The following is a 26,870-nucleotide window of genomic DNA, read 5'->3' as shown; positions in this document are numbered from 1 at the left end:
CCCGCGGCGGGGCGGGGCGGACCGGGCCGGCGGGCCGGGTCGAAGCGGGGATCGCGCGGGTCAGTCACCGAATCGCTCCGTGGTCGGTCGTCGTCCGGCCCCGTCCGTGCGGGTCCCGCAGACGGCGGGCGGTCCTCGGGGTCGACCCCGTCGCGCGCCACCCGGGGAGCTGGTGGCGTGCGGACCGATCAGTTCGTCTCATGCGGTTCTTCGACTCCGCTCACTCCACGACCGACAGCCGGAGACGCGGGGGCCGGGCGACAGGGCCCGGCGCGTGTCGGCACGACGGCAGTGGACTCGGGGCAACGGCATTCGGCGGCTCATCGGCGGGAGACGTCATTCCCCCGCCGACCGTCGCCGGGCGGGCGGGCCGCTCCGGCCGCCCGTACCCAGGACGTACGACTGGACGAGATGGTTCCAACTGCAGGTGCGGCACACCTCGACGACGTACACCGAGAACTCTGCGTACAGCGTCTCCAGGCGTTCGAGCTCCTCGGGCTTGCGCGCCGATCCGGCGGCGTGCCTCAGCTCCTCGCCGAAGATCCAGGAGACGAGCGTGAGGCGTTCCTTGCGGCAGACCGGGCACGAGACCTCGGTGGACTGACCGTGGAACCGCGCGGCCCGCAGCAGGTAGGGGCTGGCATCGCAGACCTCGGCGACACCGGTCCGGCCGGAGTGGACGTCGGCGAGCAGCGCCCGGCGCTGCAGCGCGAAGTCGACGACCTGTCGCTGCGTCAGCACCCGACCAGGGTACGCGCGGGTCACGACGCTCCCGATCCACCGCCCCCCGGGCCTGTCCTTCCGTGAGTGACGAGCCTCTCGCGGGCGAGCGAAGATGTATCGGACCGATATAGTGGTTCGAATGGTCCTCGTCGGTCGCGAGGACCGGGAGAGCTTCGAGGAGGGATGTCGGCGTGCTCGAGCTGGCGATCCTCGGGCTGTTGAACGAGGCCTCCATGCACGGGTACGAGCTGCGCAAGCAGATCGGCCTGCGGCTCGGGGGCTTCCGGGCCTTCTCCTACGGGTCGCTCTATCCGGCGCTGCGTCGGCTGACCCGTGCGGGGCTGATCGTCGAGGACGCCGACCAGCCCGCCCCCGAGACCACCTCCGGCGCCTGGTCGCGGCGCAGCCGCAAGGTGTACCGGATCACCGCGGAGGGCAAGGAACGCTTCGCCGACCTGCTCGCCGACGCCGGCCCCCAGGCATGGGACGACGAGACGTTCGGCGTGCACCTCGCGTTCTTCTCGCGGACCCCGGCCGAGACCAGGATGCGAATCCTCGAGGGACGCCGGCGTGCCGTCGAGGAGCGGCGCGAGGGGCTGCGGGCCGCCCTCGGCCGGGCGGGGGAGCAGATCGACCGCTACACCCGTGACCTCCACCAGCTCGGGCTCGACAGCACCGAGCGCGAGGTGCGGTGGCTGAACGAGCTGATCAGCCGCGAGCAGGCGGAACAACAACAGAATCCTCCGGCGACGCAGCCGGAGTCACGCGAGACATGAAGAAGGAGGAACCGGCCATGAGCCAGGTGCGTGTCGCCGTCGTCGGCGTCGGCAACTGTGCGGCGTCGCTGGTACAAGGTGTCCAGTACTACGCGGATGCCGACCCGACGACCCGGGTGCCGGGTCTGATGCACGTCGACTTCGGCGGGTACCACGTCCGCGACGTCACGTTCGTCGCCGCCTTCGACGTGGATGCGAAGAAGGTGGGCCGCGACCTCTCGGAGGCGATCTTCGCCAGCGAGAACAACACCGTCAAGATCGCCGACGTCCCGCCGCTCGACGTCCCCGTCCAGCGCGGCCACACCCTCGACGGGTTGGGCCGCTTCTACCGGGAGACGATCACCGAGTCCGACGAGGAGCCGGTGGACGTCGCGCAGGTGCTGCGTGATGTCGAGGCCGACGTCCTCGTCTCGTACCTGCCGGTGGGCAGCGAGGCCGCCGACCGGTTCTACGCGCAGTGTGCGATCGACGCCGGTGTCGGCTTCGTCAACGCCCTGCCGGTGTTCATCGCGTCGGACCCGGTGTGGGCGGAGAAGTTCCGTGCCGCGGGTGTGCCGATCGTCGGCGACGACATCAAGTCCCAGGTCGGAGCGACGATCACGCACCGCGTGCTCGCCAAGCTGTTCGAGGACCGGGGCGTCCAGCTCGACCGCACGATGCAGCTCAACGTCGGCGGCAACATGGACTTCCTGAACATGAAGGAGCTCGAGCGCCTGGAGTCGAAGAAGGTCTCCAAGACGCAGTCCGTGACGTCGCAGGTCGACCGCGACATGGGCAAGGACAACGTGCACATCGGCCCGTCGGACTACGTGGCGTGGCTCGACGACCGCAAGTGGGCCTACGTCCGGCTCGAGGGCCGTGCGTTCGGCGACGTGCCGCTGAACCTGGAGTACAAGCTCGAGGTGTGGGACTCGCCGAACTCGGCGGGCATCATCATCGACGCGGTGCGGGCGGCCAAGATCGCGCTCGACCGCGGCATCGGCGGCCCGATCCTGTCCGCGTCGAGCTACTTCATGAAGTCGCCGCCCGAGCAGTACGGCGACGACGTGGCGCGCGACGCCGTCGAGCAGTTCATCCGGGGCGAGCGTCAGGACTGACGCCCGACCGCTCCACACAGGAGGCCCTGTCCGCAGCAGCGGACAGGGCCTTCTGTCGTTGCGGCGTCACGACCCGACGGGGTCGCCCGGGAGCGCCGGCAAATGGTTCCGTACCGGAAATGTTTCCGATCCTTCCGTACCGCAATCTTTGTCACCCGTTGGACCCAATAACGGAACGATTACTCACTCTCGCGTGACCGGTCACACACCGGTGCCCGGTTTTGCATCCGTAACGCCGTCGAATTACGTCGTGGGGATTCCGCTGATCGGGTTCCTTTCGGTGACAACCATCACCTGAATACGCACCATTGTTTGAGATTTGCGTCATGGTGAATCGCCGAAATGTGTTCGTAATTTGGGTTACGGCCCTGCACGACCCAGGCTCACCCGGAGCCGAGGAGTGTGGGGTCATCGTCCGGACCACGAGCCGGGCACGGACCGTTCGTCCTCCCCCGACGACGGTGACCGGCCCGTCTCCCCGCTCCCCGCACACCGGCGTGCGGTGCGCGCGTGTCCGGCGGTGCTCACCCCTTAAGGAACACCCCCGTGCACACGCACACCCCCCGCTTCCTCACGATCCGGACGGCCGTCGTCGCGGCCACCGCCGCCGCTGCCTCCGCGTTCGCGATCCTCCCGGCCGCCACCCCCGCGGCCCCCGGAGCGGCCGCCGTACTCGAACTGCCCGCCGCCTCCGTCGCCGCCCAGCCGGCCCTCGCGGCCACCGCGCCCGTCGTCGAGACCGCCGTGAAGCCGGTCGCCTCCGGCGCGTCCGTGCTGTCGATCGTCAAGAGCAAGCTCGGTTCGCCGTACCGCTACGGCTCCGCCGGCCCGAGCGCCTTCGACTGCTCCGGCCTCATGTACTGGGCGTTCAAGCAGGCGGGCGTCACGATCCCCCGCACCAGCCGTGCCCAGTCGACCTTCGGCACCCCGGTCTCGAAGGCCGCCCTGCAGCCCGGCGACCTCGTCTTCTTCTACAAGCCGGTCAGCCACGTCGCCATGTACATCGGCAACGGCCAGGTCGTGCACGCCAGCACCGCCGGTCAGCCCGTGAAGATCAGCAACCTCGCGTCGATGCCGTTCTCCGGAGCGCGCCGCATCTGACCCGCGCCACCTGGCACGACGCCCCGGGACACGCTCCCCGCGCACGGTCCGGCCGGCATCCGCCCGGCCGGACCTGCCCGCATCCGACCCGTTCGACGGAGCGTCTCCTTTCGGGACACCGAGGACGATCGCGCGGCGTTAGCATCCTGGGGTGCTCGACCCGGACGACGTGGACCTTGCCGGGCTCGGCGCTGCCCGCGACGACCGCACCCCGGGCGCGAGCTGGTGGATCGACCCGGCGAACGGCGAGATCCGCCTCGTCCAGGACCGTGACGACGAGCCCGCCGGCTGGCGGCACATCCCGCCCACCGAGGCCGGTGCGGGCTACGGCGACATGAGCGACTTCGTCGAGGCCGTCCAGCACCGCCGGGCCGCCGAGCTCCTCGACCAGGCCATCAACGGCCGCGGCGCCTTCCGGCGGTTCAAGAACACGCTGTTCGAGTTCCCCGAGGTCCGCGACGAGTGGTTCCGTTTCCGCGACGCCCGCGCCCGCCGCGGCGCCATCGAGTGGCTGCTCGAGGAGGGCCTGGTCGACGACGAGGTGGGCCGGCGCGCGATCGCCCGCCACCCGGACCCCTCGCCGCGCAACGCCGACGTCCCGGGCGCCGTCGCGAGCGACCTCGCCGACCTCTACGGCCACCGGCTGCACCGCGTGCTGCTCTACGGCTCGTGGGCCAGCGGCGAGGGCAGCGTCGAGTCCGACCTGGACCTGCTCGTCGTCCTCGACCACGTCGACTCCACATGGGACGAGCTGCGCCGCATGGACTCGGTCCTGTGGCGGCACACCGAGCGCTCGGGCCTGGCCATCACCGCGCTGCCCGTCGCCGAGTCCGCCATGGGCCGGCCGACGGAGCCGATGCTCATCCGGGCCAAGACGAGCTCGGTGCGGATCTCGTGAGCGCGAGGGGCCGGGCGGGGTGAACCACTCCGGGATGCAACGGGCGCGCGAGGAGATCGATGCCGCGACCCTGTTGCTGGACAACGGGTTCACGACGCAGGCACTCTCGCGCGCCTTCCACGGCGCCTACCACGCCGCCGAGACCGCGTTGCTCGTCCTGGGCGAGACCCGAGGCGACTTCTCCGACGTCGTCTCCGCGTTCGTGCGCCGCGTCGTGCGCGAACGCTCCCTCGACCCGGAGTCCGGACGGCTGCTGCGCGCCCTGTTCAACCAGTCGCTGCTCGCCGACCACGGCTACGAGCCCGTACCCGCCACCGAGGCCGGCGCGGCGATCGCGGCGGCGACGACCGTCGTCGCCGAGGTGGAGAAGTGGCTCGCCGACCCCGGGCGCAGCGCCGCCCGCCAGGGCGACGCCACGCCGTTGCCGTCGAAGCCGCCGCGCCGCCGGAACCGCTGACCGGCTCCCGCGCGACGTCAGCCGACGATGTTGACCAGGCGGCCCGGCACCACGATCACCTTGCGCGGCTCACGCCCGTCGAGCAGCGCGGTGATCTTCTCGTCGGCCAGTGCGGCGGCCTGCACGCTCGCGGCGTCGGCCGCGGCCGGCACCTCGATGCGCGAACGCACCTTGCCGTTGAACTGGATCGGGTACTCGACCGTGTCGGCGACCAGGTAGCGCGCGTCGGCCACCGGGAACGGCGCGTAGGCCAGCGAGTCGTCGTGGCCGAGGATCGACCACAGCTCCTCGGCGACGTGCGGGGCCAGCGGCGCCAGCATCAGCACCAGCGGCTCCGCCGCGGCGCGGGGCACCCCGGCGCCCGCGTACACCTTGGTCAGGTGGTTGTTGAACTCGATGAGCTTGGCCGCGGCGGTGTTGTAGTGCAGCGCCGGGAAGTCCTCGTGGACACCGGCGATCGCCTTGTTCAGGGCGCGCCGCGTCTCCTCGTCGAGTGCGGCGTCGGTGACCCGGCACTGGCCGGTCTCCTCGTCGACCATGTTGCGCCACACCCGCTGCAGGAACCGCTGTGGTCCGACGACGTCGCGGGTCGACCAGGGCCGGGACGCGTCCATCGGACCGGTGTACATCTCGTAGAGCCGGAACGTGTCCGCGCCGTAGCGGTCGCACATCTCGTCGGGTGTCACGACGTTCTTGAGCGACTTGCCCATCTTCCCGTACTCACGGGTGACGGACTCGCCGTTCCACGTGAAACCAAGCGCCCCGTCGTCCGCGACGGTCTCGACGACCTCCTCCGCGGAGACGTACAGCCCGCGGGCGTCGGTATAGGCGAAGGCCTGGATGTAGCCCTGGTTGAACAGCTTGCGGAACGGTTCCTCGCTGGTCACATGGCCCAGGTCGAACAGGATCTTGTGCCAGAACCGCGAGTACAGCAGGTGCAGCACGGCATGCTCGACGCCGCCGACGTACAGGTCGACCCCGCCCGGGTCGGCCGCGGACCGCGCCACGTCCTTGCCGACCCAGTACTTCTCGGCCTCCTCGGACACGAACCGCTGCTCGTTGTCCGGGTCCAGGTAGCGCAGGTAGTACCAGCACGAGCCGGCCCACTGCGGCATCGTGTTCGTCTCACGACGGTAGGCCCGCGGCCCGTCGCCCAGGTCCAGCTCGACCTCGACCCATTCGTCGGCCCGCGACAGCGGCGGCTCCGGCTCGGTGTCGGCGGCGTCGGGGTCGTAGGTCTTGGGGGAGTAGTCGTCGACGTCGGGCAGCACGACCGGCAGCTGCGCATCGGGCAGGGCGATCGGGCCGTGCTCGTCCCACACGATCGGGAACGGCTCGCCCCAGTAGCGCTGCCGGGAGAACAACCAGTCGCGCAGCTTGTACTGCACGACACCCTCGCCGAACCCCTTGGCGGACAACCAGTCGATGATGACGCGCTTCGCGTCGGCCACGCCGAGACCGTTCAGGCTGATCTCGTCGTTGGCGGAGTTGACCGCGGGGCCGTCGCCGGTGAACGGTCCGTCCTCCCAGCCCTCGCCCGGGTCGACGGTGCGCACGATCGGCAGGCCGAACGTCGTCGCGAAGTCCCAGTCGCGGGTGTCCTGCGCCGGGACCGCCATGATCGCGCCGGTGCCGTAGCCCATCAGGACGTAGTCGGCGACGAAGACCGGGACGCGCTCCCCGTTGACCGGGTTGACCGCGTGGGCGCCGGTGAAGACGCCGGTCTTCTCCTTGTTCTCCTGGCGGTCCAGCTCCGACTTGCGGCCGGCCGCCGTGCGGTAGGCCGCGACGGCCTCCGCGGGGGTGGCGGCGCCGCCGGTCCAGCGGTCGTCGGTGCCGGCGGGCCACGCCGCGGGCACGACGGCGTCGACCAGCGGGTGCTCGGGCGCCAGCACCATGTAGGTGGCGCCGAACAGCGTGTCCGGACGGGTCGTGAAGACCTCGATCGGCTCGCCCGAACCCGCGACGGCGAACCGAACCCGGGCCCCCTCGGAGCGACCGATCCAGTTGCGCTGCATCGACTTGACCGACTCCGGCCAGTCGAGCCGGTCCAGGTCGTCGACGAGACGGTCGGCGTAGGCGGTGATCCGCATCTTCCACTGGCGCAGGTTGCGCCGGAAGACGGGATAGTTGCCGCGCTCGCTGCGACCGTCGGCCGTGACCTCCTCGTTGGCCAGCACCGTGCCCAGCCCCGGGCACCAGTTCACCGGCGCCTCGGAGATGTAGGCCAGCCGGTGCCCGTCGACGACGGTGCGCCGCTCGCCCTCCGACAGCTCGGCCCACGGCCGGCCGTCGGGAGTCGCCCGCGTGCCCGCGGCGAGCTCCGCCTCCAGCTCCGCGATCGGGCGGGCCCGGCCAGCGTCGCTGTCGTACCAGGAGTTGAAGATCTGCACGAAGATCCACTGCGTCCAGCGGTAGAACTCCGGGTCGGTCGTCGCGACGGAACGCCGGTCGTCGTGGGCCAGGCCCAGCTGGCGCAGCTGCTCGCGGTACCGGGCGATGTTGGCCTCGGTCGTGGTGCGCGGGTGCGTGCCCGTCTGCACCGCGTACTGCTCGGCGGGCAGGCCGAACGCGTCGAAACCCATGGCGTGCAGCACGTTGTGCCCGGTCATCCGCAGGTACCGGCCCAGCACGTCGGTGCCGATGAAGCCCAGCGGGTGCCCGACGTGCAGCCCCGCGCCCGAGGGGTACGGGAACATGTCGAGCAGGTAGACCTTCGAGCGTTCCGAACCCGGCTCGCCGGGGTTGGGCGCGTGGAACGTGCCCTCGGCCTCCCAGCGGTCCTGCCACTTGCGCTCGATGCGGTTCGCCAGCGCCGCGCCGTAGCGGAACGGGGGCGCTCCGGCGTCGGCCTCGGCACGCTCCGCGATGGTGGTCTCCGTGCTCATGTCCGTCCGCTCAGTTCACTCGATCTCGGTGACGGCCACGGTCGGTTCCCCCGCGATCCGGCCCGCGGGCGAGACGTCGGCGACCCCGACCCGGTGGGACGGGGGCCCGGCCGCGAACGGCGCCGGATCACCTCCGACGCGACCGCGTCGAAGCGGGCCATCTGCGACGACCAGCGTAACGCCGCTGGCCGAGGCCCAGCGAACGGGTTGTCCTACGCTGGAGGTGTGCCAGTCGTCCTCAGCGTGATCCTCGGCGCCCTGCTCCTCCTCGTGGGGGTGGCGCTCGGCGCCGTCGCCGTGACGGGCGCCCGCGGGACGCTGCGCCGCAACCGCTTCGCCGGTGTCCGTACCGCCGCGACGCTGGCGTCGGAGGCGGCGTTCGCCGCGGCCAACCGGGTCGCCGCGCCGCTCGTCGGCGCCGCCGCCGTCGTCGCCGTCGCCGGTGGGGCCGTGCTGCTCGCCCGTCCGGACGTGCTGCTGGGTGTGATCCTGCTCGTCGTCACCGTCGTCGGCGTCGTCCTGCTGGCCGTCATCGGCGGCGGGCTGGGCGACCGCGCGGCGCGGCTCGTCGAGGAGGAGCCGGCACCCTGCGCGGGCACCTGCGCGGGCTGCGACCTCATCGAGGGCTGCCGTCCCGCAGGCGTCACGAACGCCTAGTTCAGCCCGATCTCGGCCGGGAACGTCGCCAGCAGCGCGAGCGGGGTGCCCTGGCGGCGCAGCACCCGGCCCCACAGGTCCGAGTGCCGGTCGGTGATGACGTCGTCGGGCAGCCCGGGCACGACGAGCCAGTCGCCGCGGTCGATCTCCCCGTCGAGCTGACCGGAGTCCCAGCCGGAGTAGCCGGCGAACACCCGCAGGCCGCGCAGCGACGGCTCCAGCGCGGCCGGGTCGGTGTCGAGGTCGACGAGCGCGACCGGGCTGTGCACCGTCACGACGCCGGGCATGCCGAGCGTCGACACCCCGGTGCGCATCGCGGCCAGGCACAGCGCCGTCCGGGCGTCGACCGGCCCGCCGACGAACACCGACCGGGGAGTGGACGCCAGCGTCTCCCAGGCCGGCAGCACGTCGCGGACGGCGACGTCACCAGGCCGGTTGAGGACGACGCCGAGGCTCCCGGAGTCGCGGTGCTCGACGACGAACACGACCGTTCGGCGGAAGTTCGGGTCCGACAGACTCGGCGAGGCGACCAGCAGCGTGCCCGGCGCGACGGGCACGGTCGGGGCGTCGGATCCGTCGCGGTGGTCCCTCACAGCACCATCGTCGCACCCGCACGGGGGCAGTAGCCTTCCGGTCGTGTCCTCGTCCTCCGCCCCCCCGACGGGGGACACCGCCACCTCCACGAAGCGCGAGAAGGCGGGCCTCGCCCGGCTGCTGCGCGCCTCCGGGTTCCGCCGGCTGCTCGGAGTCCGGTTCACCGCACAGTTCGGCGACGGCATGTTCCAGGCCGCGCTCGGCGGGGCCGTGCTGTTCAACCCCGAACGCCAGGCCGACCCGCTCCTCGTGGCCGCCGGGCTCGCCGTGATCCTGCTGCCGTACTCGGTCATCGGCCCCTTCACGGGGGCCCTGCTCGACCGCTGGGACCGGCGCCGGGTGCTGGTCGTCGCCAACATCGTGCGGGCAGTGCTCGTGGCGGTGGTGGCGGTGCTAGTCGGCACCGGGGTCGCCGGGGTGCCGCTCTACCTGGCGGCGCTGGCCGTCGCGGGTGCGAGCCGCTTCGTGCTGTCGGGCCTGTCGGCCGGGCTGCCGCACGTCGTCGAGCCCCGGCACCTGGTGGAGGCCAACACCATCGCGGCCACCCTCGGCGCGGCCACCGCTGCGGTCGGCGGGGCCACCGTCATCGGGCTGCGCGCCGTCATCGGCTCCGGCAACACCGGCTCGGCGATCGTCACGACGATCGCGATGTTCGGTCCGGTGTTCGCCGCGCTCGTCGCGACGCGGTTCAGCCGCGGCAGCCTCGGCCCTGACCGGGTCGCGCCCGCCGGGGGCACTGCCCCGGCGACCCCCGCGGCCGAGTCGTCGGCGACCCGGGTCGTGCTGCACGGCATGACCGACGGGCTGCGCGCCGTCGCGTCCACCCCGACCGTCGCCGCCTCGTTCGCGGCGCTGATGGCGCACCGGCTGGCGTTCGGCGTCGGCACCCTGGTGTCGCTGTTGCTGTTCCGCTACGCCTTCACCGACTCCGGCGTGCTGCGCGCAGGGATGACCGGCGTCGGCGAGGCCGTCGTGCTCGCCGCGGTCGGTCTGGGCGTCGCGGCACTGCTCACGCCGTGGCTCGTGCACCGGCTGGGCCGGGCGACGACAGTGCGGATCGCGCTGTCCACGTCCCTGGTCGCCCAGCTCGCGCTGGCAGTGTTCCTCAGCATGCCCGCCGTCCTCGCCGCGGCGTTCGTGCTGGCCGCGACGGGTCAGGTCGTGAAGCTGTGCACCGACGCCGCCGTGCAGAGCGAGACCGGCGACGAGGTCCGCGGCCGCGTCTTCGCGCTCTACGACGCGCTGTTCAACATCAGCTACGTCCTGGCGATCACGGCCGCGGCGCTGCTCAGCCCGCCCGACGGCCGCGCCCCGGCGCTGCTGGGTGCGGCGGCCGCCGTCTACGTCATCGGCCTCGGGGCCCACGAGTTCCTGCTGCGCCGCCGCGCCGCCGCGGCACCCACGCCCTGAGGGTCAGACGCCGTTCTCCGACGCCCACGTCCGCAGCTCGGCGACCGCCTCGTCGTGCGCCAGCGGGCCGCGGTCCATCCGCAGCGACAGCAGGTGCTTGTACGCCTTGCCGACGAGCGGGCCCGGCGGCAGCCCGAGCAGCTCCATGATCGCGTTCCCGTCGAGGTCGGGGCGGATCGCGTCGAGCTCCTCCTGGGCTCGCAGCGCGGTGATCCGGTCCTCGAGCGAGTCGTAGCTGCGCTGCAGGGCCGCGGCCCGGCGGCGGTTGCGCGTCGTGCTGTCGGAACGGACGAGGCGGTGCAGCCGCTCCAGCAGCGGGCCGGCGTCGGTGACGTAGCGGCGCACCGCCGAGTCGGTCCACTCGCCGTTGCCGTAGCCGTGGAAGCGCAGGTGCAGGAACACCAGCTGCGCAACCTCGTCGACGACGACCTTCGGGTACCGCATCTCGCGCAGCCGGCGGCGCACCATCTTCGCGCCGACGACCTCGTGGTGGTGGAAGCTCACCCGGCCGTCGGGCTCCTTGCGGCGGGTGTCGGGCTTGCCGATGTCGTGCAGCAGCGCGGCCAGGCGCAGCACGAGGTCCGGGCCGTCGTCCTCACGCTCGATCGCCTGCTCCAACACGACCAGCGAGTGCGTGTAGACGTCCTTGTGCTGCATGTGCTCGTCGATCGCGAGGCGCATCGCCGGCACCTCCGGGACGACCTGCTCGGCCAGCTCGGTGTCGACCATGAGCTCGATCGCGCGCCGCGGGTGGGCGCCCAGGATCAGCTTGGAGAACTCGGCCTGGACCCGTTCCTTGGTGATCCTGGCGAGCTGCGCCGCCATCTCCGTCATCGCCTCGACGACGCGCGGCGCGGGCGCGAACCCGAGCTGGGAGACGAACCGGGCGCACCGCAGCATCCGCAGCGGGTCGTCGGCGAAGGACTCCTGCGGTGTCGCCGGGGTGTCGAGGGTGCCCGCGGCGAGTGCGGCCAGCCCGCCGTGCGGGTCGACGAAACGCCGATCGCCGTTCGGGGCGTGCACCTCGACCGCCATGGCGTTGACGGTGAAGTCGCGGCGGACGAGGTCGCCGTCGATGGAGTCGCCGAAGCGGACCACGGGGTTGCGGCCGACGCGGTCGTAGGCGTCGGCGCGGAACGTCGTGATCTCCAGGACGTGGTCGCCGCGGCGGGCGCCGAGGGTGCCGAACTCGATGCCGGTGTCCCAGATCGTGTCGGCCCAGCCGGCGAGCAGGGCGGCGATCTGCGGGGGGCGCGCGTCCGTCGTGAAGTCGAGGTCCTCCCCGCCACGCCCGAGCAGTGCGTCGCGGACGCTGCCGCCCACGAGGTAGAGCTGGTGGCCCGCCGCACGGAAGCGTTCACCGATCTCGTCGGCGACCGCAGGGATGGCGAGCATTTCCACGAGGGCATTCTCCTGGGCGCGTCGCAGTGCGGCGTCATCCGAGGCGTGACCCTGCCGCTCGGTGGTGCCGGAGATCGCGTCGGCACTCACCGCGGAGGTGGACGCCGACGAGCCGGGGATCAACAACGGGGAAGACACGGCGGGCCAGTCTAGGGAACGCGTCGGCGCCGCCGGGAAGTCACCTCCCGAGTGGTCCGTGAGGTCCGGCCCGCCCGGCGACGTCGGGAAGCGGGCCGGACCAGCCCCGGATCGTTACCATCAGGCCATGTCCACCTCGCGCGGTCGCTCAGGAGGGCGCCGCGCGAGCCGTCCCCCGGAGCGCAGGCGCCGGTTGCGCACCGTCGACGAGACGTCCGCGGGTGGTCTGGTCGTCGACCACGCCCTCGGTGTCGCCGCGGTGATCGGCCGGCTCGACCGTCGTGGCCGGTTGCTGTGGTCGTTGCCCAAGGGTCACATCGAGGCTGGTGAGACGGCGGAACAGGCGGCGGTGCGCGAGGTCGAGGAGGAGACCGGCATCATCGGTCGGGTGGTCGCACCCCTGGGCACCATCGACTTCTGGTTCGTCGCCGAGGACAGACGCGTGCACAAGACCGTGCACCACTACCTCATGCGCGCGCTCGGTGGTGAGTTGTCCGATCTCGACATCGAGGTGTCGGAGGTGGCCTGGGTGCCCCTCGCCGAGCTCGAGTCGCGCCTCGCCTACGCCGACGAACGGCGGTTGATCCGGCGGGCCACGCAGTTGCTGGAGGAGTCGGCGTGAGGCCGGTCGCGGCCCTGGTCGCGATCGCGTTGCTCCTCCTCGCCGGGCCGTTCGCCGGTTCCGCGACCGCGGCGCCGGGCGACCCGACCGTGTCGCTGCAGCTCGCGCTCGACCAGCTCACCCCTCGCGTCGGGACGTCCGACGGCCCGTCTCTCGTCACAGTGACGGGAACCGTCACGAACACCGGTGACGTGCCCGTGTCCGGGCTCGCCGTCCGGCTGCAGCGCGGTGACCCGCTGCGCGCCGACTCCGACGTCGAGGCCGCTCTCGACGGCCGCGCCGGCACCGACGCGGTGTCCCCGGCCTTCGTCGACCTGCCCGGGACCCTCGCCCCCGGCGCCAGCACGTCCGTCCGCGTCGACGCGCCACTGCGCGAGACCACCGGCACCGGGCTCGGCATCGACTCGCCCGGCACCTACCCGCTGCTGGTGAACGTCAACGGCGAACCCGAGGGCCGGCCACGGGCCCGGCTCGCCGCGACCCGCCTGCTGCTGCCGGTGCTGTCGCTGCCCGCCGCGGTCGTCGGCGGCGCGCTCGCCGAACCGGTCGACGCCCCGGCCACCGGTGCCGCACGGCCGTTCACGATGCTCTACCCGATCGTCGACGTCCCGCACCGGCTGCCCGGCGTCCCCGGCGAGACCACCACCCTCACCGATGACGACCTGGCCCGTTCCTTCGCCGCGGGCGGACGGCTCAACGGCCTCGTCGGCGCACTCGCCCAACGTGCGCCGGCCGGCTCGCCGCTGCGCAACGGGATCTGCGTCGCCGTCGATCCCGACCTGCTGCAGACCGCACAGGCGATGGCCGACGGCTACCAGGTCCGCGCACCCGACGGCACCGTCGGCCCCGGGACCGGCACCGACGTCGCCCGCGCCTGGCTCGCCGGAGTGACGACCACGTTGCGCGGCGGCTGCGTCGTCGCACTCCCGTTCGCCGACGCCGACCTCGTGGCGCTGACGAGGGGAGGTGACGAGGACGCCGCCGTCCGGGCCGTCGAGGCGGGCCGGGAGGTCGCCGCCGACATCCTCGACACCCCCCTGCAGAACACGCTGCTCTGGCCGGCCGACGGCGTCATCGACGACGAGACCCTCGCCGCCCTCGCCGGACCCGAACGCCTCGGCGGCCTCGTCCTGTCCTCCGGCGCCGTCAGCGAGGCCGGCCGCACCGGCGTCGTGGCCCTCGACGGCGGCCCCGGCGCCGCCCTCTCCGACGACCTGCTCACCTCCGCGGCCACCCCTGCCGACGCACCCACCACCCCCGGCGCCCCCGTGACCAGCTCACGCGCCGCCGTCGCCACCCCGCTCTCGACCCAGGACCTCATCGGCGCGCTCGCGTTCCGGGCGACCTCGCCGTCGGGACAGGGCAGCCGGCCGCCGATCCTGCTCGCCCCGCCCCACCTGTGGGGCGCCGAGGGCGTCGGGGCCGACGCCCTGCTGTCCGCGGTCACGCTGATGACCGAGCGCGGCCTGCTCACCCCGCGCCCCCTCACCACCAGTGGCGCGACGGGCCGCCCCACGTCGCTGCTCTACCCGATCGGCGCCGGTGCCGAGGAGGTGCCGACGACGCTCGTCGACCGCACCCGGACCCTCGTCGGCGAGATCGACTCCGTGGCCACGGCCGCCGTCGCCGACCCCGGTGCCGACGTCACCCCCGACGACGTGTTCGTCCCGCTGCGCCGCGCGATGCTGCGTCCCGTCTCCGCCACCTGGCGCGGCCGGCCGGCGCTCGCCTCCCGGTTCGCCGACCTGGCCTCGACACGCCTCGACGAGCTCCGCGGCACCGTCCGCGTCCTCGAACCGCCCGGGCCGTACTCACTGGGCACGTCCGACGCCCCGCTGCTGATGACGGTGTCCAACGGCCTGCCCGTGGCGCTCGACGTGCGCATCGTCATCGCCAGCACCGCAGGCCTGCAGGTCACGCCCATCCCCGACCAGCGCATCCCACCGCTGGGGCGCATCCAGGTCCGGGTCAGCGCGCAGGTCGTCCGCGCCGGACAGTTCGCCGTCGACGCCATCGTCCAGACCCCCACCGGCGGCGACCTCGGCCCGCCCACGCGGCTACAGGTCCGCTCCACCGCGTACGGGACCGTGACGGTGTGGCTGACCGTGATCGCCGGTGCCCTGCTCGTCCTGCTCGTGATCCGCCGGATCGTGCGCCGCGCCCGGGACCGGTCGGGGCCGCCGGACGGTCCGGACCGCGGTCGCGGCCCCGGGCCGGGCGGCCTGCCCGGCCCGGGGGAGGAGGGCGCGTCCGCATCCGAGCCTGCGGGAACCGGCCCCACCGTCCCGATCAGGACAGAGTGACGAGAACACGAACGGTTGCGTCGTCGTGTGGAAACGCACCCGACGCGCCCGGAGCGACTGCTCCCCGCAGGGGCCGCCCCTGTCGTAGTCTGGCCGCCGGGGGAATGTGACCGGGCGTGAAGCAGCGTCCGGTGGGGGGAGGCGTCGCTGGTGAGCGGGCAGACAAGGGGCCGGCCCGCGTCCACGCGCACCGTGACCGCGACGGTCCCCGCACAACCCGGCCGGCCGTCCGACGAGACGACCGCGCCCGCCGACCCGGCCGAGGTCCCCACGACGGAGACCGACGGTTCCGCGCCGGGTGACCCGGCCGTCACCGACGCAGGCACCACGCTCGCCGGCCGCTACCGGCTGCGCGCCAAGCTGGGCTCCGAGCCCGCCGCCGGCGCCGAGTTCTGGACCGCCGAGGACACCGTCCTGCGGCGCGACGTCGCCGTCACCCTGCTGCGCCGGCTCGCCACCGACCCGGACGCCGACGACCCCGACGGGACCGCCCGCGCCGGCGAGATGATCGTCCGCGCGCTGCGCACCGGCAGCTTCGAACACCCCGGGGCCGCCCGCCTCCTCGACGTGCTCGCCCCCGGCGGCGCCGCACTTCCCACCGACGTCCTCGGTGCCGCAGTCAGCGAATGGTGCGGCGGCCGCGGGCTCTCCGACGTCCTCGCCGACGGCATGATCCGCCCGCTCACCGCCGCCCGCATGGTCGAGCCCCTCGCCGAGGCGGCCGCCGCCGCGCACCGGCACGGGCTCGTCCTCGGCTGCGACCACCCCCAGCGCGTCCGGGTCAGCGCCGACGGCCGCACCCAGCTCACCTTCGTGCTCGCCCGCCCCGACGTCACCCCCGACGACGACGTCCGCGGCCTCGGCGCCGTCCTCTACGCGCTGCTCACCGGCCGCTGGCCGCTCGCGGTCGCCGACGCCGCGCGCGCCGGCATGCCCGCCGCCGAGCGACTCGTCAGCGGTGACCCGGGCGGCCGCGTCGTCCCGCCCTCGGAGGTCCGGCCCGGCGTCCCCGTCGCGCTCGACGCCATCGTCCTCGGCGCCCTCGCCGGCGACCACGCCGGCACCTCCACCCAGCGCGTCCGCACCGCCGCCGCCGTCCACCGGATGCTCGCCGAGATCGTCTCCGAGGACGACAAGAACGCCCTGTTCCCCCCGGTGCACGACGGCCTGCCCCCCGAACCCGGCGACGTCTGGCAGGCACGCCGCAAGGCGCCCACCGACCGCGACCGCCGCCGCAAGCTGATGCTCGGCCTCGGCGTCCTCGCCGTCGGCGTCGTCGTCGTACTCGGCTACCTCGGGCTCGTCCTCGGGTCCGTCTTCGGCGACTCCTCGGGTGCACCGAAGATCGTCGTCGACGCACCCGCCGCGCCCGGGGGCGCCATCGCCGCCGGACCCCCGCAGCCGCAGGCCGCCACCAGCTCCGTCGCCGCCGCGGGCGTCGAGGTCTACGACACCACCGCCGACCCCGACAACGCCGGACGCATCTCCCGCGTCATCGACGGCAACCCCGCCACCAGCTGGCGCACCTACGCCTACCGCCAGCAGTTCCCGGTGCTCAAGCCCGGCATCGGCGTGATGGTGTCGTTCGCCTCCGCGGTGCAGCTGTCCAGCCTGTCGATCAACTCGCCGAGCGACGGAACCGTCGTCCAGATCCGGTCGGCACCCACCGCCGACGCCGACTTCGCCGACACCGTCCCGATCGCCGACGCCACGCTCACCTCCGGCGTCACCCCGATCTCGCTGACGCAGAGCCAGCCCGTGCAGCACGTGCTGATCTGGATCACGAAGCTCGGCAACGACAACGACCAGCACATGACCGAGATCAACGAGGTCACCTTCCAGCGCGCCGGGGTCTGATCCGGTACCGGTTCGCGGCCGCGAACGATCCCCCCGTTCCGCCGCGGGGCGCCCGGCATCCTTCGTAGCGTGCGGCCGTGTCCGCACCGGCCCTCGACGACGTCGCCCTCGTCGCGGCCCATCGCGAGGGCGACCCGCAGGCGTTCGTCGAGCTCGTGCGCCGCCACGGCGACCGCCTCTGGGCGGTGGCCGTCGGAATCCTGCGCAACGCCGAGGACGCCCGCGAAGCCGTACAGGAAGCCCTGCTCACGGCTTTTCGTCGACTCGACGGGTTCCGCGGCGACGCGGCGCTGGGCACCTGGCTGCACCGCATCCTCGTCAACGTCTGCATCGACCGGCTCCGCCGCGACCGCACCCGTCGCGCCGAACCGTGGCCCGACCACGACGTCCCCGACCGCCGCCCGGATCCGTCCCACACCGCCACCACGCGCCTCGACGTCGTCCAGGCGCTCGCGCTGCTGCCCGTCGAGCAACGGGTCGCCATCGAGCTCGTCGACGTGCAGGGCCACCCCGTCGCCGACGCCGCGCGGATCCTCGACGTCCCTACCGGGACCGTGAAGAGCCGGTGCGCCCGCGGCCGGCTCCGGCTCGCCGAACTGCTGGGCCACCTGCGCGAGGAGTACTGATGAGCGACCGCCTGCACCTCGCGTCGATCTGGGACGCCGCACCGGTGTGCGTCGCGGCGGGGGAGCGCCCCTGTCCGCGGTGCGCGGCGGTCGTCGACGATCCCGGCGCCGCGGCCGTGTTCGCCGCCCTCGACGCGACGCGACGCGACCTCGCCGGACTCCCCTCCCGCTCGCCCGGGGAACCGGGGCAGCCGTCGATGCCCGACGACCTCCGCGACGCCGTCCTCGCCGCCGCCGACGCGATCCGCAGGGGTCCCGCCGCAGCTGAGCCCGTCGTCCACGGCGTGCCCGCTGTCGAGGGCATCTCCTCCGTCCCCGATGCTCGAGGACTGCTCGGGGCACCCAGGGCATCAGTTGCATCCGGCGGGTCCGGCGCTCTCGGCGCTCTCTGCGCGGCCGACGTCTCCGGCGCTTCCGGTACGTCCGATGCTTCCGGTACGTCCGGCATGGCCGACACCCTCGGCGTCACCGGCCCGTCCACCGCCTCCGGCGCGTCCGGACCGGGCGTCGCGTCCGGCCCGGCTCCCGGCGCGCCCTGCCGGTCCGGTGCGGCCCGTGGTGGGTCGGACCGCGGGACGTCCGGTACCCGGGGTCCTGGCCGCCGGGGCCAGCGTCCGGGCGGCCGGTCACGCGGTCGCGGGCTGCTGCTCGCCGCCGTCGCCGCGGGCGTCGTCCTCTCGGGGGTCGCCGTCATCGGGGTCGCCGGACAACCGTCGCCCACTGTGCCCCTCGCTGTGCCGGACCAGCCCGGCACGCACGCCCTCGTCGGCACCCCGGAGACCGTTCACGGACCCCTCGGCGACCCCGCTCGACAGGCTGCGTGCCTCGGCGTCGTCGGCGTCCCTACGACCCGCGCACTCGCGACCCGGGAGGTCGCGGTCGACGGCGTCCCGGGCGTCCTGCTCGTCCTGCCCACCGGCTCGGTGGGCCGGTTCCGCCTGCTCGTCGTCGACCCCGGATGCGGCGCCGGGGGAGGACGCGTACTGGCCGACCGCACCGTCGACCGGTGACACGTGAGCCGGATCCCCCCTGACCGGCAGCGGAACGGGGAATGCCCGCTTCTAGACTCGTGTTCTTACGACCGGATGCGGAGCTTCTCGTTCCGTCCGATCTACCTGAGGAGGGACCGCCGCGGTGAGCACCGACGACGTCCGGGAACTGATCATCATCGGGTCGGGCCCGGCCGGCTACACGGCCGCGGTCTACGCCGCCCGAGCCCAGCTCAACCCGCTGGTGTTCGAGGGTTCCCAGTTCGGTGGCGCGCTCATGACCACCACCGAGGTCGAGAACTACCCCGGCTTCACCGACGGGATCATGGGCCCCGAGCTCATGGAGCAGATGCGAAGCCAGGCCAAGCGTTTCGGCGCCGAGCTGCGCTCCGAGGACGTCGACTCCGTCGACCTCGAGGGGCCCGTCAAGACCGTCACCGCCCACGGGCAGACGTTCACGGCGCGCGCTGTCATCCTCGCGATGGGCGCTGCCGCCCGCTACCTGAACGTCCCCGGCGAGCAGGAGCTGCTCGGCCGCGGCGTCTCGGCCTGCGCGACCTGTGACGGCTTCTTCTTCCGCGAGCAGGACATCGCCGTCATCGGCGGTGGCGACTCCGCGATGGAGGAGGCCACCTTCCTCACCCGGTTCGCACGCTCGGTGACGATCATCCACCGCCGCGAGGAGTTCCGGTCGTCGCGCATCATGCTCGAGCGCGCCCAGAACGACCCGAAGATCAAGTGGCGCCTCAACTCCGAGGTACTGCGGGTCGACGGCGACGGATCGGTCTCCCACCTGCGGCTGCGCGACACCGTCACCGGCGAGGAGTCGACGCTCGACGTCACCGGCATGTTCGTCGCCATCGGGCACGACCCGCGCAGCTCGCTCGTGCGCGAGGTCCTCGACGTCGACGGTGACGGGTACGTCAAGGTCGAGTCGCCGTCGACGCGTACGACCATCGAGGGCGTGTTCGCCTGTGGCGACCTCGTCGACCACACCTACCGGCAGGCCATCACGGCCGCCGGCTCCGGCTGCTCCGCCGCGATCGACGCCGAGCGCTGGCTCGCCGAGACCCCGGTCCCGGCCGAGCTGGCCGGCGGCGGGTACGGCACCGCCGCCCCCGAAGCCGCGGCCGCGGCGCACTGACCACCGACTCCACCGACCATCTCCGCGAAGGGCAGAACACGATGGGCAACAACACCGTCGACGTCACGGACGCCTCGTTCGAGGCCGACGTCATCAACAGCGACAAGACCGTCCTCGTCGACTTCTGGGCCACGTGGTGCGGCCCGTGCAAGATGGTCGCCCCCGTCCTCGACGAGATCGCGGGCGAGCACGCCGACAAGCTGACCGTCGCGAAGCTCGACATCGACGTCAACTCGAAGACCGCCGCCGCCTACCAGGTCATGTCGATCCCGACCATGATCCTGTTCAAGGACGGCAAGCCGGTCAAGACGATCGTCGGTGCCCGCCCGAAGGCCGCACTGCTCTCCGACCTCGCCGACTACCTCGGCTGAGCCGAGAACGATCGTTCGGCAACGGACCGGCCGGTTCCCAGCGGGAACCGGCCGGTTGCACGTCCGGGACGGGGCCGTTGCGAACACCGCAGGTCACGACGAGGACACGCCCGTGCACGCCCCGCTGTCCCCCGGTCGGGGTGGCGCAGGGCAGAATGGGCCGCGGCCGCACGCCGACGGCGGCGGACTGACGACGATCGAGCGAGGGTGCATGCATTTGCTCCGCCGCGGAGACAGCGGTCCGGCGGTCGCCGAGATCCGGGGGATGCTCGTGCGTCTGGGGCTGTCCTCCGGGGAGCCGGAGCCTCCTGCCGGCTCACCCGCGGAGTTCACCTTCGACGCCGACGTCGAGCACGCCGTGCGCGCCTTCCAGCAGCGCCGCGGGCTCATCACCGACGGCATCGTCGGCCCCGCCACCTACCGCGCGCTGCGCGAGGCAGGCTGGAAGCTCGGCGACCGGATGCTGGCCCTGCTCGTGTCGGCGCCCATGAGTGGCGACGACGTCGTCACCCTGCAGGAGCGGCTCCTCGAGCTGGGCTACGACGTCGGCCGCCCCAGCGGTGTGTTCGACGACCTCACCGAGCGCGGCCTCAAGGCCTTCCAGCGCGACTACGGCCTGGCCTCCGACGGCGTGTGCGGCCCGCAGACGCTGCGGGCGCTGCGCCAGCTGGGCCGCAAGGTCACCGGCGGCCGTCCGGGCCTGCTGCGCGAGCAGGAGCTCCTGCGCCGCGCCGGGCCCCGGATGCGCGGCAAGCGCATCATCGTCGACCCGGGCCACGGCGGCGCGGACCGCGGCGTCGTCAACAGCGGTGTGGCCGAGGCCGACCTGATGTGGGACCTCGCTCGTCGCCTCGTCGGCCGGATGGCGGCCACTGGCATGGAGGCGATCCTCACCCGCCGGGAGGACACGTGCCCGCCCGAGGCCGAGCGGGCCGCCTTCGCCAACACCGCGGGCGCAGATCTCGTGCTGTCGCTGCACACCGACGCCAACCGCAGCATGCATGCGCAGGGCCTCGCGACCTTCCACTTCGGCAGTGGCTCCGGCCCGACCTCCACAGTGGGGGAGGCGCTCGCCGGGCTCATCCAGCGCGAGCTGCTGAGCCGGACATCGATGCTCGACTGCGGCAGCCAGGGTCGCACCTGGGAACTGTTGCGCCTCACCAGGATGCCGACGGTCCGCGTCGAGGTCGGCTACCTGACCAACATCGGCGACCGGCGCAAGCTGCTCAACGCCGAGTTCCGTGACATCGTCGCCGAGGGCATCCTCGTCGCGGTCAAGCGCCTCTACCTGCTCGGCCAGGACGACCACCCGACGGGAACGTTCACGTTCTCCGACGTGCTCGCCCACGAGATCGCCCGCAACGAGGCGACGGCGATCTGATCGACGCCTCCCCTTGCGGCGCAGCGGTCCGCGGCACACGGTCAGCGCGCGGGGATGACCTGACGCTCGATCGGCGGGGCGGACTGCAGCGGGATCGTGACGGTGCCGAGGATCTGCTCAAGGGCAGCCTCGACGTCTTCCTTCCACGTCATCGCCGCACGGAGCTCCATCCGCAGCCGCGGCCAGCGCGGGTGCGGGCGGATGGTCTTGAAGCCGACGCCCCGCAGGAACTCCGCAGGGATGACGCAGCTGGGCTCGGTTCCGGGACGCGCGTCGCCGAACACCTCGACCGCCTTCACCCCGCGGCGCGTGAGGTCCTTCACGACGGCCTGCGCGAGCATGCGTCCCAAGCCTTCCCCGGAGAACTCGGGGAGGACCTGCATCGTGGTGAGCAGAACGGCGTCGGCACTCACCGGCCCGGTGGGCATGTCCGCCGCGCGGGGCACCGCTGACGGCGGCGCGTACATGACGTACCCGGCGGGCGCGCCCTGGACGTGCACGATCTTGCCGCAGGAACCCCACTCGAGCAGGACGCCCGAGACCCAGGCCTCCTTCTCGAACTCTGTCGACCCGAAGTCACGCGCCTGCTTGCCGAGGTGGTCGGACAGCTCCCAGTAGACGCACGTGCGACAGCGCTTCGGAAGTTCGTCCAGATTGTCCAGAGTGATGCTGGCGACGTGCCAGGACAAATCGACCTCCGGCTGGTGGTGACGATCGCGCGTGAGCGTCCGGCTGCGAGACCACGCGCAGGGCCGGGACACGCCGATGTTAGATCGATCCAGACCCGTTGGACAGGAAATGTGCTGCGACCGGGCCTCCCCGCTCGCCGAAGGGCAGCGCGTTCCCCCGTCCCGGTTACACTCGAACGGTCCGCTGCGCCGCTTGACCTCGCCGAAGGGGAGCCCCAGGTGCCCGTGCCACCGCCCGCCGTGCCCGATCCGTACGACCTCGGCGGAGCGGCAGCAGCGGCAGCGGCAGCCCCCACCGGACGCTTCGCCCGGCGCACCGCCGGCATGACCGCCTCGGAGATCCGTGCGCTGTTCGCGGTCGCCAGCCGGCCCGAGGTCGTGTCGCTGGCCGGTGGCATGCCCAACCTCGCGGCCCTTCCGCTCGACACCCTCGCCGCCGAGATCGCCCAACTCGTCGCCGCCGAGGGGCAGACCGCGCTGCAGTACGGCTCCGCCCAGGGCACCCCTGCGCTGCGCGAGCAGATCTGCGAGGTCATGCGGCTGGAAGGGATCGACGCCGACCCCAACGACATCGTCGTGACCGTTGGCTCCCAGATGGCGCTCGACCTCGTCACGCGCATCTACTGCGACCCGGGCGACGTCGTCCTCGCCGAGGGCCCGTCCTACGTCGGGGCGCTCGGCTCCTTCGCCGCCTACCAGGCGCGGGTCGTCCACGTCGCGATGGACGCTCATGGCCTGGTGCCCCAGAACCTCCGCGACGCGCTCGAATCCCTTGCACGCCAAGGAGTCACACCGAAGTTCCTGTACACGATCCCGAACTTCCACAACCCCGCGGGTGTCACGCTCGCCGTCGAGCGGCGCACCGAGATCCTGGAGATCTGCGCGACCTACCGTGTCGCCGTCGTCGAGGACAACCCCTACGGCCTGCTCGGGTTCTCCGGCACCGTCTACCCCGCGCTGCGCTCCTTCGACCGCGACGTCGTGTACCTCGGCTCGTTCTCCAAGACCTTCGCCTCCGGTCTGCGCGTCGGCTGGGCGCTCGTGCCGCCGGCCGTCCGCGACCGTCTGGTCCTCGCCGCCGAGTCCGCCACGCTCTGCCCGCCGACGTTCAACCAGATGATCGTCTCCCGGTACCTGCAGACGCAGGACTGGCGCAGCCAGGTCAAGACCTTCACCGAGGCCTACCGTGAACGCCGCGACGCCATGCTTGCCGCGCTCGCGACGTACCTTCCCCCAGACTGCAGCTGGAACGTCCCCGACGGCGGGTTCTACGTGTGGCTCACCGTGCCCGAGGGAGTCGACACCAAGGCGATGCTGCCCCGCGCCGTCACCGCCCGCGTCGCCTACGCCTCCGGGACCGGCTTCTACGCCGACGGCTTCGGCACCCGCCAGCTCCGGCTCTCCTACTGCTACCCGACGCCCGAGCGGATCGAGGAGGGCGTCCGCCGGCTCGCGGGTGTCCTCGGCGCGGAGCTCGACGTCATGAGAACCTTCGGCGTGCCCGCGCGGACCCTGCGCCTGCGGTCCGGACCCGACGCACCGTCCCCGGACACCGCCTGAGCGTTTCACGTGAAACGTGAGCGGCCGGGCCGTCCTTGTTCATGAGACCGACCAGGAGCTGACGTGACGGACCGGACCGTGGCGGTTCTCGCCGGTGGGCTCTCCCACGAGCGGGAGGTATCGCTGCGGTCCGGCCGCCGCGTCGCCGGCTCCCTGCGCTCCGCCGGAGTGACCGTCTACGAGTGGGACGTCGACGCCGCGCTCGTCGGACGCCTGCGCACCGAGCGACCCGACGCCGTCGTCATCGCCCTGCACGGCGGGGAAGGGGAGAACGGCGCGGTCCAGGCAGTGCTCGAGCTTCTCGACGTCCCCTTCGTCGGCACCCCTTCGCCTGCCTGCCGCCGCGTCTGGGACAAGCCCACCGCGAAGTCCGAACTCCGACGTGCCGGCCTCGAGACCCCCGACTGGGTCGCCCTCCCGCATGCCACCTTCCGCGAGCTCGGCGCCCGCGCCGTCCTCGACGCCATGGTCGAACGCCTCGGGCTCCCGCTCATGCTCAAGCCCGACCAGGGCGGCTCCGCCCTCGGCGCACAGGTCGTCACCACGATCGACGACCTGCCCGCCGCGATGGTCAGCTGCCTCGCCTACTGCGACACCGTCCTCGCCGAGCGCTTCGTCGACGGCACCGAGGTCGCCGTCTCCGTCGTCGAGACCGACGACGATCCCCGCGTCCTGCCGCCCGTCGGCGTCGAGCCCCTCGGCGGCGTCTACGACTACACCGCCCGCTACACCCCCGGCAACACCACCTTCCACTGCCCGGCGCCGCTCGACCCCGACCTCCTCGCCCGCGTCCAGGACGTCGCCCTCTCCGCCCACCGCCTCCTCGGGCTCCGCGACCTCTCCCGCATGGACGCCATCGTCGATCGGGACGGGAAGGTCCAGATCCTGGAGCTCAACGTCTCGCCCGGGCTCACCGACACCTCCCTGCTCCCCACCGCCGCCACGGCCGCCGGTCTGGACCTCGGCGACCTCTTCGCCTCCCTCGTGGAGCGCGCGGTCGACCGCGCCTGATCCAGTAGATGCAGCGCGGTGTTTCACGTGGAACCACGACCGCACCGGAGAGACGACCCGACATCCGTGCCCTGGACCGTCCCGCGCAGCCAGGTTGCCGCCGCCGGGGGAGTGGGGTCGATCGGTCGCATCCCGGACGAGGACAGCCCGTACCGAGCGGCCGACCGCCGACTCCGCCGGCTCGGGCCCTGACTTCGTCAACAGAACCCGGTGAGCAGGGGTCGCTCGCCCGGGAATCCCACAAGTCCGCCACGGCTGCCGTCACGCCACGCGGGACGTCGCGACGCCGTACTGCCGGCCGGGCACGGTGCGTCTGAGTGCAGCGGCGGTCTCGTGTCGTAGCTACTCGCCTCGTCGGCGTGTGCGGGTATGTCGCGAAGGACGACCGCCGCCGCGTCCCCTCGACGTGTCGCCGCGCTGCTGGTCCGGCGAACTCGCGTCGTTGATGGCCGGCCTCCGCCTACTCAGACGCCGTCCCACGGGTTTCGCGCGAAGGCCGGGGTGGCGCTCGTGGCCCCTGGTTGGTGAATCGACTGTAGGACTCGTGGCGACCGCCCCGCCCGCGTGACGAGGACGACGCACGCGCGCCACCGGCACCGTCCGGTGAGCAGGCTCGGTCCATCGTGCGGAGCGGGAGGGAGTGCGGGGACCGCAGCTCCGACGGGCGTCGCATGTGCGCCCCCGGGGCACCGGTGCCGTCCGATGTGCGGGCTCATTGAGCGGGAGGGCGTACGGGGCCGGCGACCGTCGCCCCCACGCCACGACGACGCCTCGCGTTGACGACGTGCCGCTCAGCTGGGCGGAAGCCTGGACCCGGGGCATCGGCGACAACAACATCAACGCTTCGGCGCACTTCCCGCCGCCGGCTGACCCTGGGCTCCGCGGGCTCCCGGGGCTCCGTGGACTCCGTGGACTCCGTGGACTTCGTGGACTCCGTGGACTCCGTGGGCGAGTCTCCCAAGCGGTACGCCGGGCCATGTGAACCTGGTCCGAGGGGTCGACGTCGCATTGTCCGGCGGCAGCCGTCCAGCAGCACCGGTCCGGGCACAGTCCGGGGTGGTGCCGTACTACTGGAACTCACTGCGAGACTCCACGCCTCCGCGGGGTCCGGCTGCGGGCAGTCCAGTGGCGGACGCGGTCCGTCCCGAGACTGCCGACCGCGCGGCGGCGCTCGTGCCTTCCTGTTTCACGTGAAACACGCGGCAGGCATCCAACGAGGTACCCCGGGTACCCCTGTCGCACCAGACGTGCCGTCGTCGCGCGGGTGCGGGCGGCGACCATGAGCGCGCCGTGGTGCAAACGTCCCGCACGATCGCGCGTCCGCCTGCGCGGCACCCAGGGTCGGGTCCACCGCCTGCTGTGCTACCCGGCCGAGGCGCCGTCGCGGATCTCCGCCGACGAGGACATCGAACGACGCTCTGTCCGACCCGTGGGACAGCTGAAGATCTCCGGACAGACCCGGCCCCGATCGTCGCCCGTGGACCGGCCACTCGTTCGACCGGGATCGACGGCGAGATTGCTGCACTGGTCGGTCGGCAGGCGTGCGGATGCAGCAGCCGTCTGCGCAGCTCTGCGACCCGTTGAGCCCTGACAGCGCCGCGGACGGTGTCACGTGAAACACCAGCACCGGACCCGACACGACGATCCGTCTCAGAGGTGACTCCGGCAGCACCCCCGCACGCGCACGACGCGGCGGCCACGCCACGGAGCATCCACGGGTGCCCGACACCCTCCTCACTACGGTCCAGCCCTCGCCGGAGACCGCCCGGCGCAACCGTCAGCACATCGCCGGGGGAGCGCCTCACGGTCCGTCAGACAGTCGTGCCTGCGCAGCATGCCGTGAAACGCCGCCCTGAGGCCGGACACCGGAACTGTACGAGCGTCGGGATGGACATCTGCAGCCTCGTGCCGTGAACCGTCGTTCGGGACGTCGACGAGACATCCGCAGGCGCAGTCACGGGCGCCGTCCTCCGTCACGCATCTCAGCCCACGCCGGGCTGCATCCGGCGCCCGCTCCTCTGCCAGATGTGCTCGCGCAGTCGCACGGTCCCAGGCCACCGGCGGCGCGGTCGACAGGGAGACGCCCGACCGAGTTCGCCACGAAGACGGCGCCCAAGCGCTCGGACACCCCTTGCTCGATGTGGTCATCCCACCCGAGGCGATCCGAGCCACGGTTT

22 protein-coding genes are annotated in these 26,870 nt (G+C 72.7%); 17 read left to right on the top strand and 5 right to left on the bottom strand.

The genetic code is table 11. The features are described 5' to 3' along the window. Positions 1–336 precede the first annotated feature (336 nt). Entirely contained in the window at positions 337–741 is a 405-nt protein-coding gene (locus TOK_RS13175) for a DUF5318 domain-containing protein (RefSeq protein ID WP_098958136.1), read from the bottom strand. 173 nt (positions 742–914) lie between these two features. Between TOK_RS13175 and TOK_RS13170 the strand changes: the two genes are divergently transcribed. From TOK_RS13170 to TOK_RS13150, 5 genes are all read left to right on the top strand, one after another. After that, the gene (locus tag TOK_RS13170) at positions 915–1,499 is read left to right on the top strand and encodes a PadR family transcriptional regulator (protein WP_098958135.1); all 585 of its coding nucleotides are present in this window, start codon (positions 915–917) and stop codon (positions 1,497–1,499) included. A gap of 17 nt (positions 1,500–1,516) precedes the next feature. Further along, complete coding sequence (locus TOK_RS13165) at positions 1,517–2,596, top strand: inositol-3-phosphate synthase (protein WP_098958148.1); 1,080 nt, start codon at positions 1,517–1,519, stop codon at positions 2,594–2,596. 546 nt (positions 2,597–3,142) lie between these two features. After that, the gene (locus TOK_RS35350) at positions 3,143–3,697 is read left to right on the top strand and encodes a C40 family peptidase (RefSeq protein ID WP_374754895.1); all 555 of its coding nucleotides are present in this window, start codon (positions 3,143–3,145) and stop codon (positions 3,695–3,697) included. Between the two features lie 151 nt (positions 3,698–3,848). Continuing rightward, positions 3,849–4,595 carry a UPF0158 family protein gene (locus TOK_RS13155; protein ID WP_098958134.1) on the top strand — a complete coding sequence of 249 codons (747 nt, stop codon included), beginning with the start codon at positions 3,849–3,851 and terminating at the stop codon, positions 4,593–4,595. Positions 4,596–4,614: 19 nt separating this feature from the next. Next, a complete protein-coding gene (locus TOK_RS13150) occupies positions 4,615–5,052 on the top strand; it encodes a HEPN domain-containing protein (protein WP_253258362.1) in 438 nt (145 codons plus the stop codon). 17 nt (positions 5,053–5,069) lie between these two features. Here TOK_RS13150 and leuS read toward each other — a convergent pair whose 3' ends face one another. Continuing rightward, the gene (leuS, locus tag TOK_RS13145) at positions 5,070–7,940 is read right to left on the bottom strand and encodes a leucine--tRNA ligase (RefSeq protein ID WP_098958133.1); all 2,871 of its coding nucleotides are present in this window, start codon (positions 7,938–7,940) and stop codon (positions 5,070–5,072) included. Between the two features lie 225 nt (positions 7,941–8,165). Between leuS and TOK_RS32595 the strand changes: the two genes are divergently transcribed. Beyond that, entirely contained in the window at positions 8,166–8,597 is a 432-nt protein-coding gene (locus TOK_RS32595) for an SdpI family protein (RefSeq protein ID WP_172457557.1), read from the top strand. Here the strand turns inward: TOK_RS32595 and TOK_RS13135 are convergent. Then, the gene (locus TOK_RS13135; RefSeq protein WP_253258361.1) at positions 8,594–9,190 is read right to left on the bottom strand and encodes a YqgE/AlgH family protein; all 597 of its coding nucleotides are present in this window, start codon (positions 9,188–9,190) and stop codon (positions 8,594–8,596) included. The two genes, TOK_RS32595 and TOK_RS13135, sit on opposite strands and share 4 nt — an antisense overlap. A gap of 43 nt (positions 9,191–9,233) precedes the next feature. Here TOK_RS13135 and TOK_RS13130 point away from each other — a divergent pair, with 43 nt between their 5' ends. Continuing rightward, positions 9,234–10,601: an MFS transporter gene (locus tag TOK_RS13130; protein ID WP_098958132.1), complete on the top strand. Its 1,368-nt coding sequence runs from the start codon at positions 9,234–9,236 to the stop codon at positions 10,599–10,601. Between the two features lie 3 nt (positions 10,602–10,604). Here TOK_RS13130 and TOK_RS13125 read toward each other — a convergent pair whose 3' ends face one another. Further along, a complete protein-coding gene (locus tag TOK_RS13125; RefSeq protein WP_098958143.1) occupies positions 10,605–11,996 on the bottom strand; it encodes a CCA tRNA nucleotidyltransferase in 1,392 nt (463 codons plus the stop codon). A gap of 271 nt (positions 11,997–12,267) precedes the next feature. Between TOK_RS13125 and TOK_RS13120 the strand changes: the two genes are divergently transcribed. From TOK_RS13120 to TOK_RS13085, 8 genes are all read left to right on the top strand, one after another. Beyond that, positions 12,268–12,762, top strand: coding sequence for an NUDIX hydrolase (locus tag TOK_RS13120; RefSeq protein WP_098958142.1), 495 nt, complete (start codon positions 12,268–12,270; stop codon positions 12,760–12,762). Beyond that, positions 12,759–15,065, top strand: a complete 2,307-nt coding sequence (locus tag TOK_RS13115) for a DUF6049 family protein (protein WP_098958131.1) — start codon at positions 12,759–12,761, stop codon at positions 15,063–15,065. Before TOK_RS13120 ends, TOK_RS13115 begins: the two co-directional genes overlap by 4 nt. Before the next feature lie 150 nt (positions 15,066–15,215). Next, positions 15,216–16,922, top strand: a complete 1,707-nt coding sequence (locus TOK_RS13110; protein ID WP_098958130.1) for a protein kinase family protein — start codon at positions 15,216–15,218, stop codon at positions 16,920–16,922. A 77-nt stretch (positions 16,923–16,999) separates the two neighbouring features. Next, positions 17,000–17,548, top strand: coding sequence for an RNA polymerase sigma factor SigM (gene sigM, locus TOK_RS13105; protein ID WP_098958129.1), 549 nt, complete (start codon positions 17,000–17,002; stop codon positions 17,546–17,548). After that, the gene (locus TOK_RS13100) at positions 17,548–18,558 is read left to right on the top strand and encodes a hypothetical protein (protein WP_098958128.1); all 1,011 of its coding nucleotides are present in this window, start codon (positions 17,548–17,550) and stop codon (positions 18,556–18,558) included. Before sigM ends, TOK_RS13100 begins: the two co-directional genes overlap by 1 nt. Before the next feature lie 124 nt (positions 18,559–18,682). Continuing rightward, complete coding sequence (gene trxB, locus TOK_RS13095) at positions 18,683–19,681, top strand: thioredoxin-disulfide reductase (protein ID WP_098958127.1); 999 nt, start codon at positions 18,683–18,685, stop codon at positions 19,679–19,681. A gap of 41 nt (positions 19,682–19,722) precedes the next feature. Further along, a complete protein-coding gene (trxA, locus tag TOK_RS13090; protein ID WP_098958126.1) occupies positions 19,723–20,052 on the top strand; it encodes a thioredoxin in 330 nt (109 codons plus the stop codon). Between the two features lie 211 nt (positions 20,053–20,263). After that, positions 20,264–21,433 (top strand): N-acetylmuramoyl-L-alanine amidase, encoded by a 1,170-nt coding sequence (locus TOK_RS13085; RefSeq protein WP_098958125.1) that lies wholly within the window; start codon positions 20,264–20,266, stop codon positions 21,431–21,433. A 41-nt stretch (positions 21,434–21,474) separates the two neighbouring features. Here TOK_RS13085 and TOK_RS13080 read toward each other — a convergent pair whose 3' ends face one another. Then, positions 21,475–22,122 (bottom strand): GNAT family N-acetyltransferase, encoded by a 648-nt coding sequence (locus TOK_RS13080; protein WP_098958124.1) that lies wholly within the window; start codon positions 22,120–22,122, stop codon positions 21,475–21,477. 240 nt (positions 22,123–22,362) lie between these two features. Here TOK_RS13080 and TOK_RS13075 point away from each other — a divergent pair, with 240 nt between their 5' ends. Next, entirely contained in the window at positions 22,363–23,682 is a 1,320-nt protein-coding gene (locus TOK_RS13075; protein ID WP_253258364.1) for a PLP-dependent aminotransferase family protein, read from the top strand. Between the two features lie 63 nt (positions 23,683–23,745). Further along, positions 23,746–24,693 (top strand): D-alanine--D-alanine ligase, encoded by a 948-nt coding sequence (locus TOK_RS13070; RefSeq protein WP_098958123.1) that lies wholly within the window; start codon positions 23,746–23,748, stop codon positions 24,691–24,693. The last annotated feature ends 2,177 nt before the right edge of the window (positions 24,694–26,870 follow it).

This window comes from Pseudonocardia sp. N23, from assembly GCF_002583555.1.
GTDB lineage: Bacteria > Actinomycetota > Actinomycetes > Mycobacteriales > Pseudonocardiaceae > Pseudonocardia.
This window is presented reverse-complemented; position numbering and strand designations above follow the sequence as displayed.

Excerpts from the sequence above, each read along its gene's own strand:
- trxA (WP_098958126.1), top strand. The coding sequence starts at position 19,723 with ATGGGCAACAACACCGTCGACGTCACGGACGCCTCGTTCGAGGCCGAC.
- TOK_RS13100 (WP_098958128.1), top strand. The coding sequence starts at position 17,548 with ATGAGCGACCGCCTGCACCTCGCGTCGATCTGGGACGCCGCACCGGTG.
- TOK_RS13165 (WP_098958148.1), top strand. The coding sequence starts at position 1,517 with ATGAGCCAGGTGCGTGTCGCCGTCGTCGGCGTCGGCAACTGTGCGGCG.
- TOK_RS13120 (WP_098958142.1), top strand. The coding sequence starts at position 12,268 with ATGTCCACCTCGCGCGGTCGCTCAGGAGGGCGCCGCGCGAGCCGTCCC.
- leuS (WP_098958133.1), bottom strand. The coding sequence starts at position 7,940 with ATGAGCACGGAGACCACCATCGCGGAGCGTGCCGAGGCCGACGCCGGA.
- TOK_RS13085 (WP_098958125.1), top strand. The coding sequence starts at position 20,264 with ATGCATTTGCTCCGCCGCGGAGACAGCGGTCCGGCGGTCGCCGAGATC.
- TOK_RS13125 (WP_098958143.1), bottom strand. The coding sequence starts at position 11,996 with ATGCTCGCCATCCCTGCGGTCGCCGACGAGATCGGTGAACGCTTCCGT.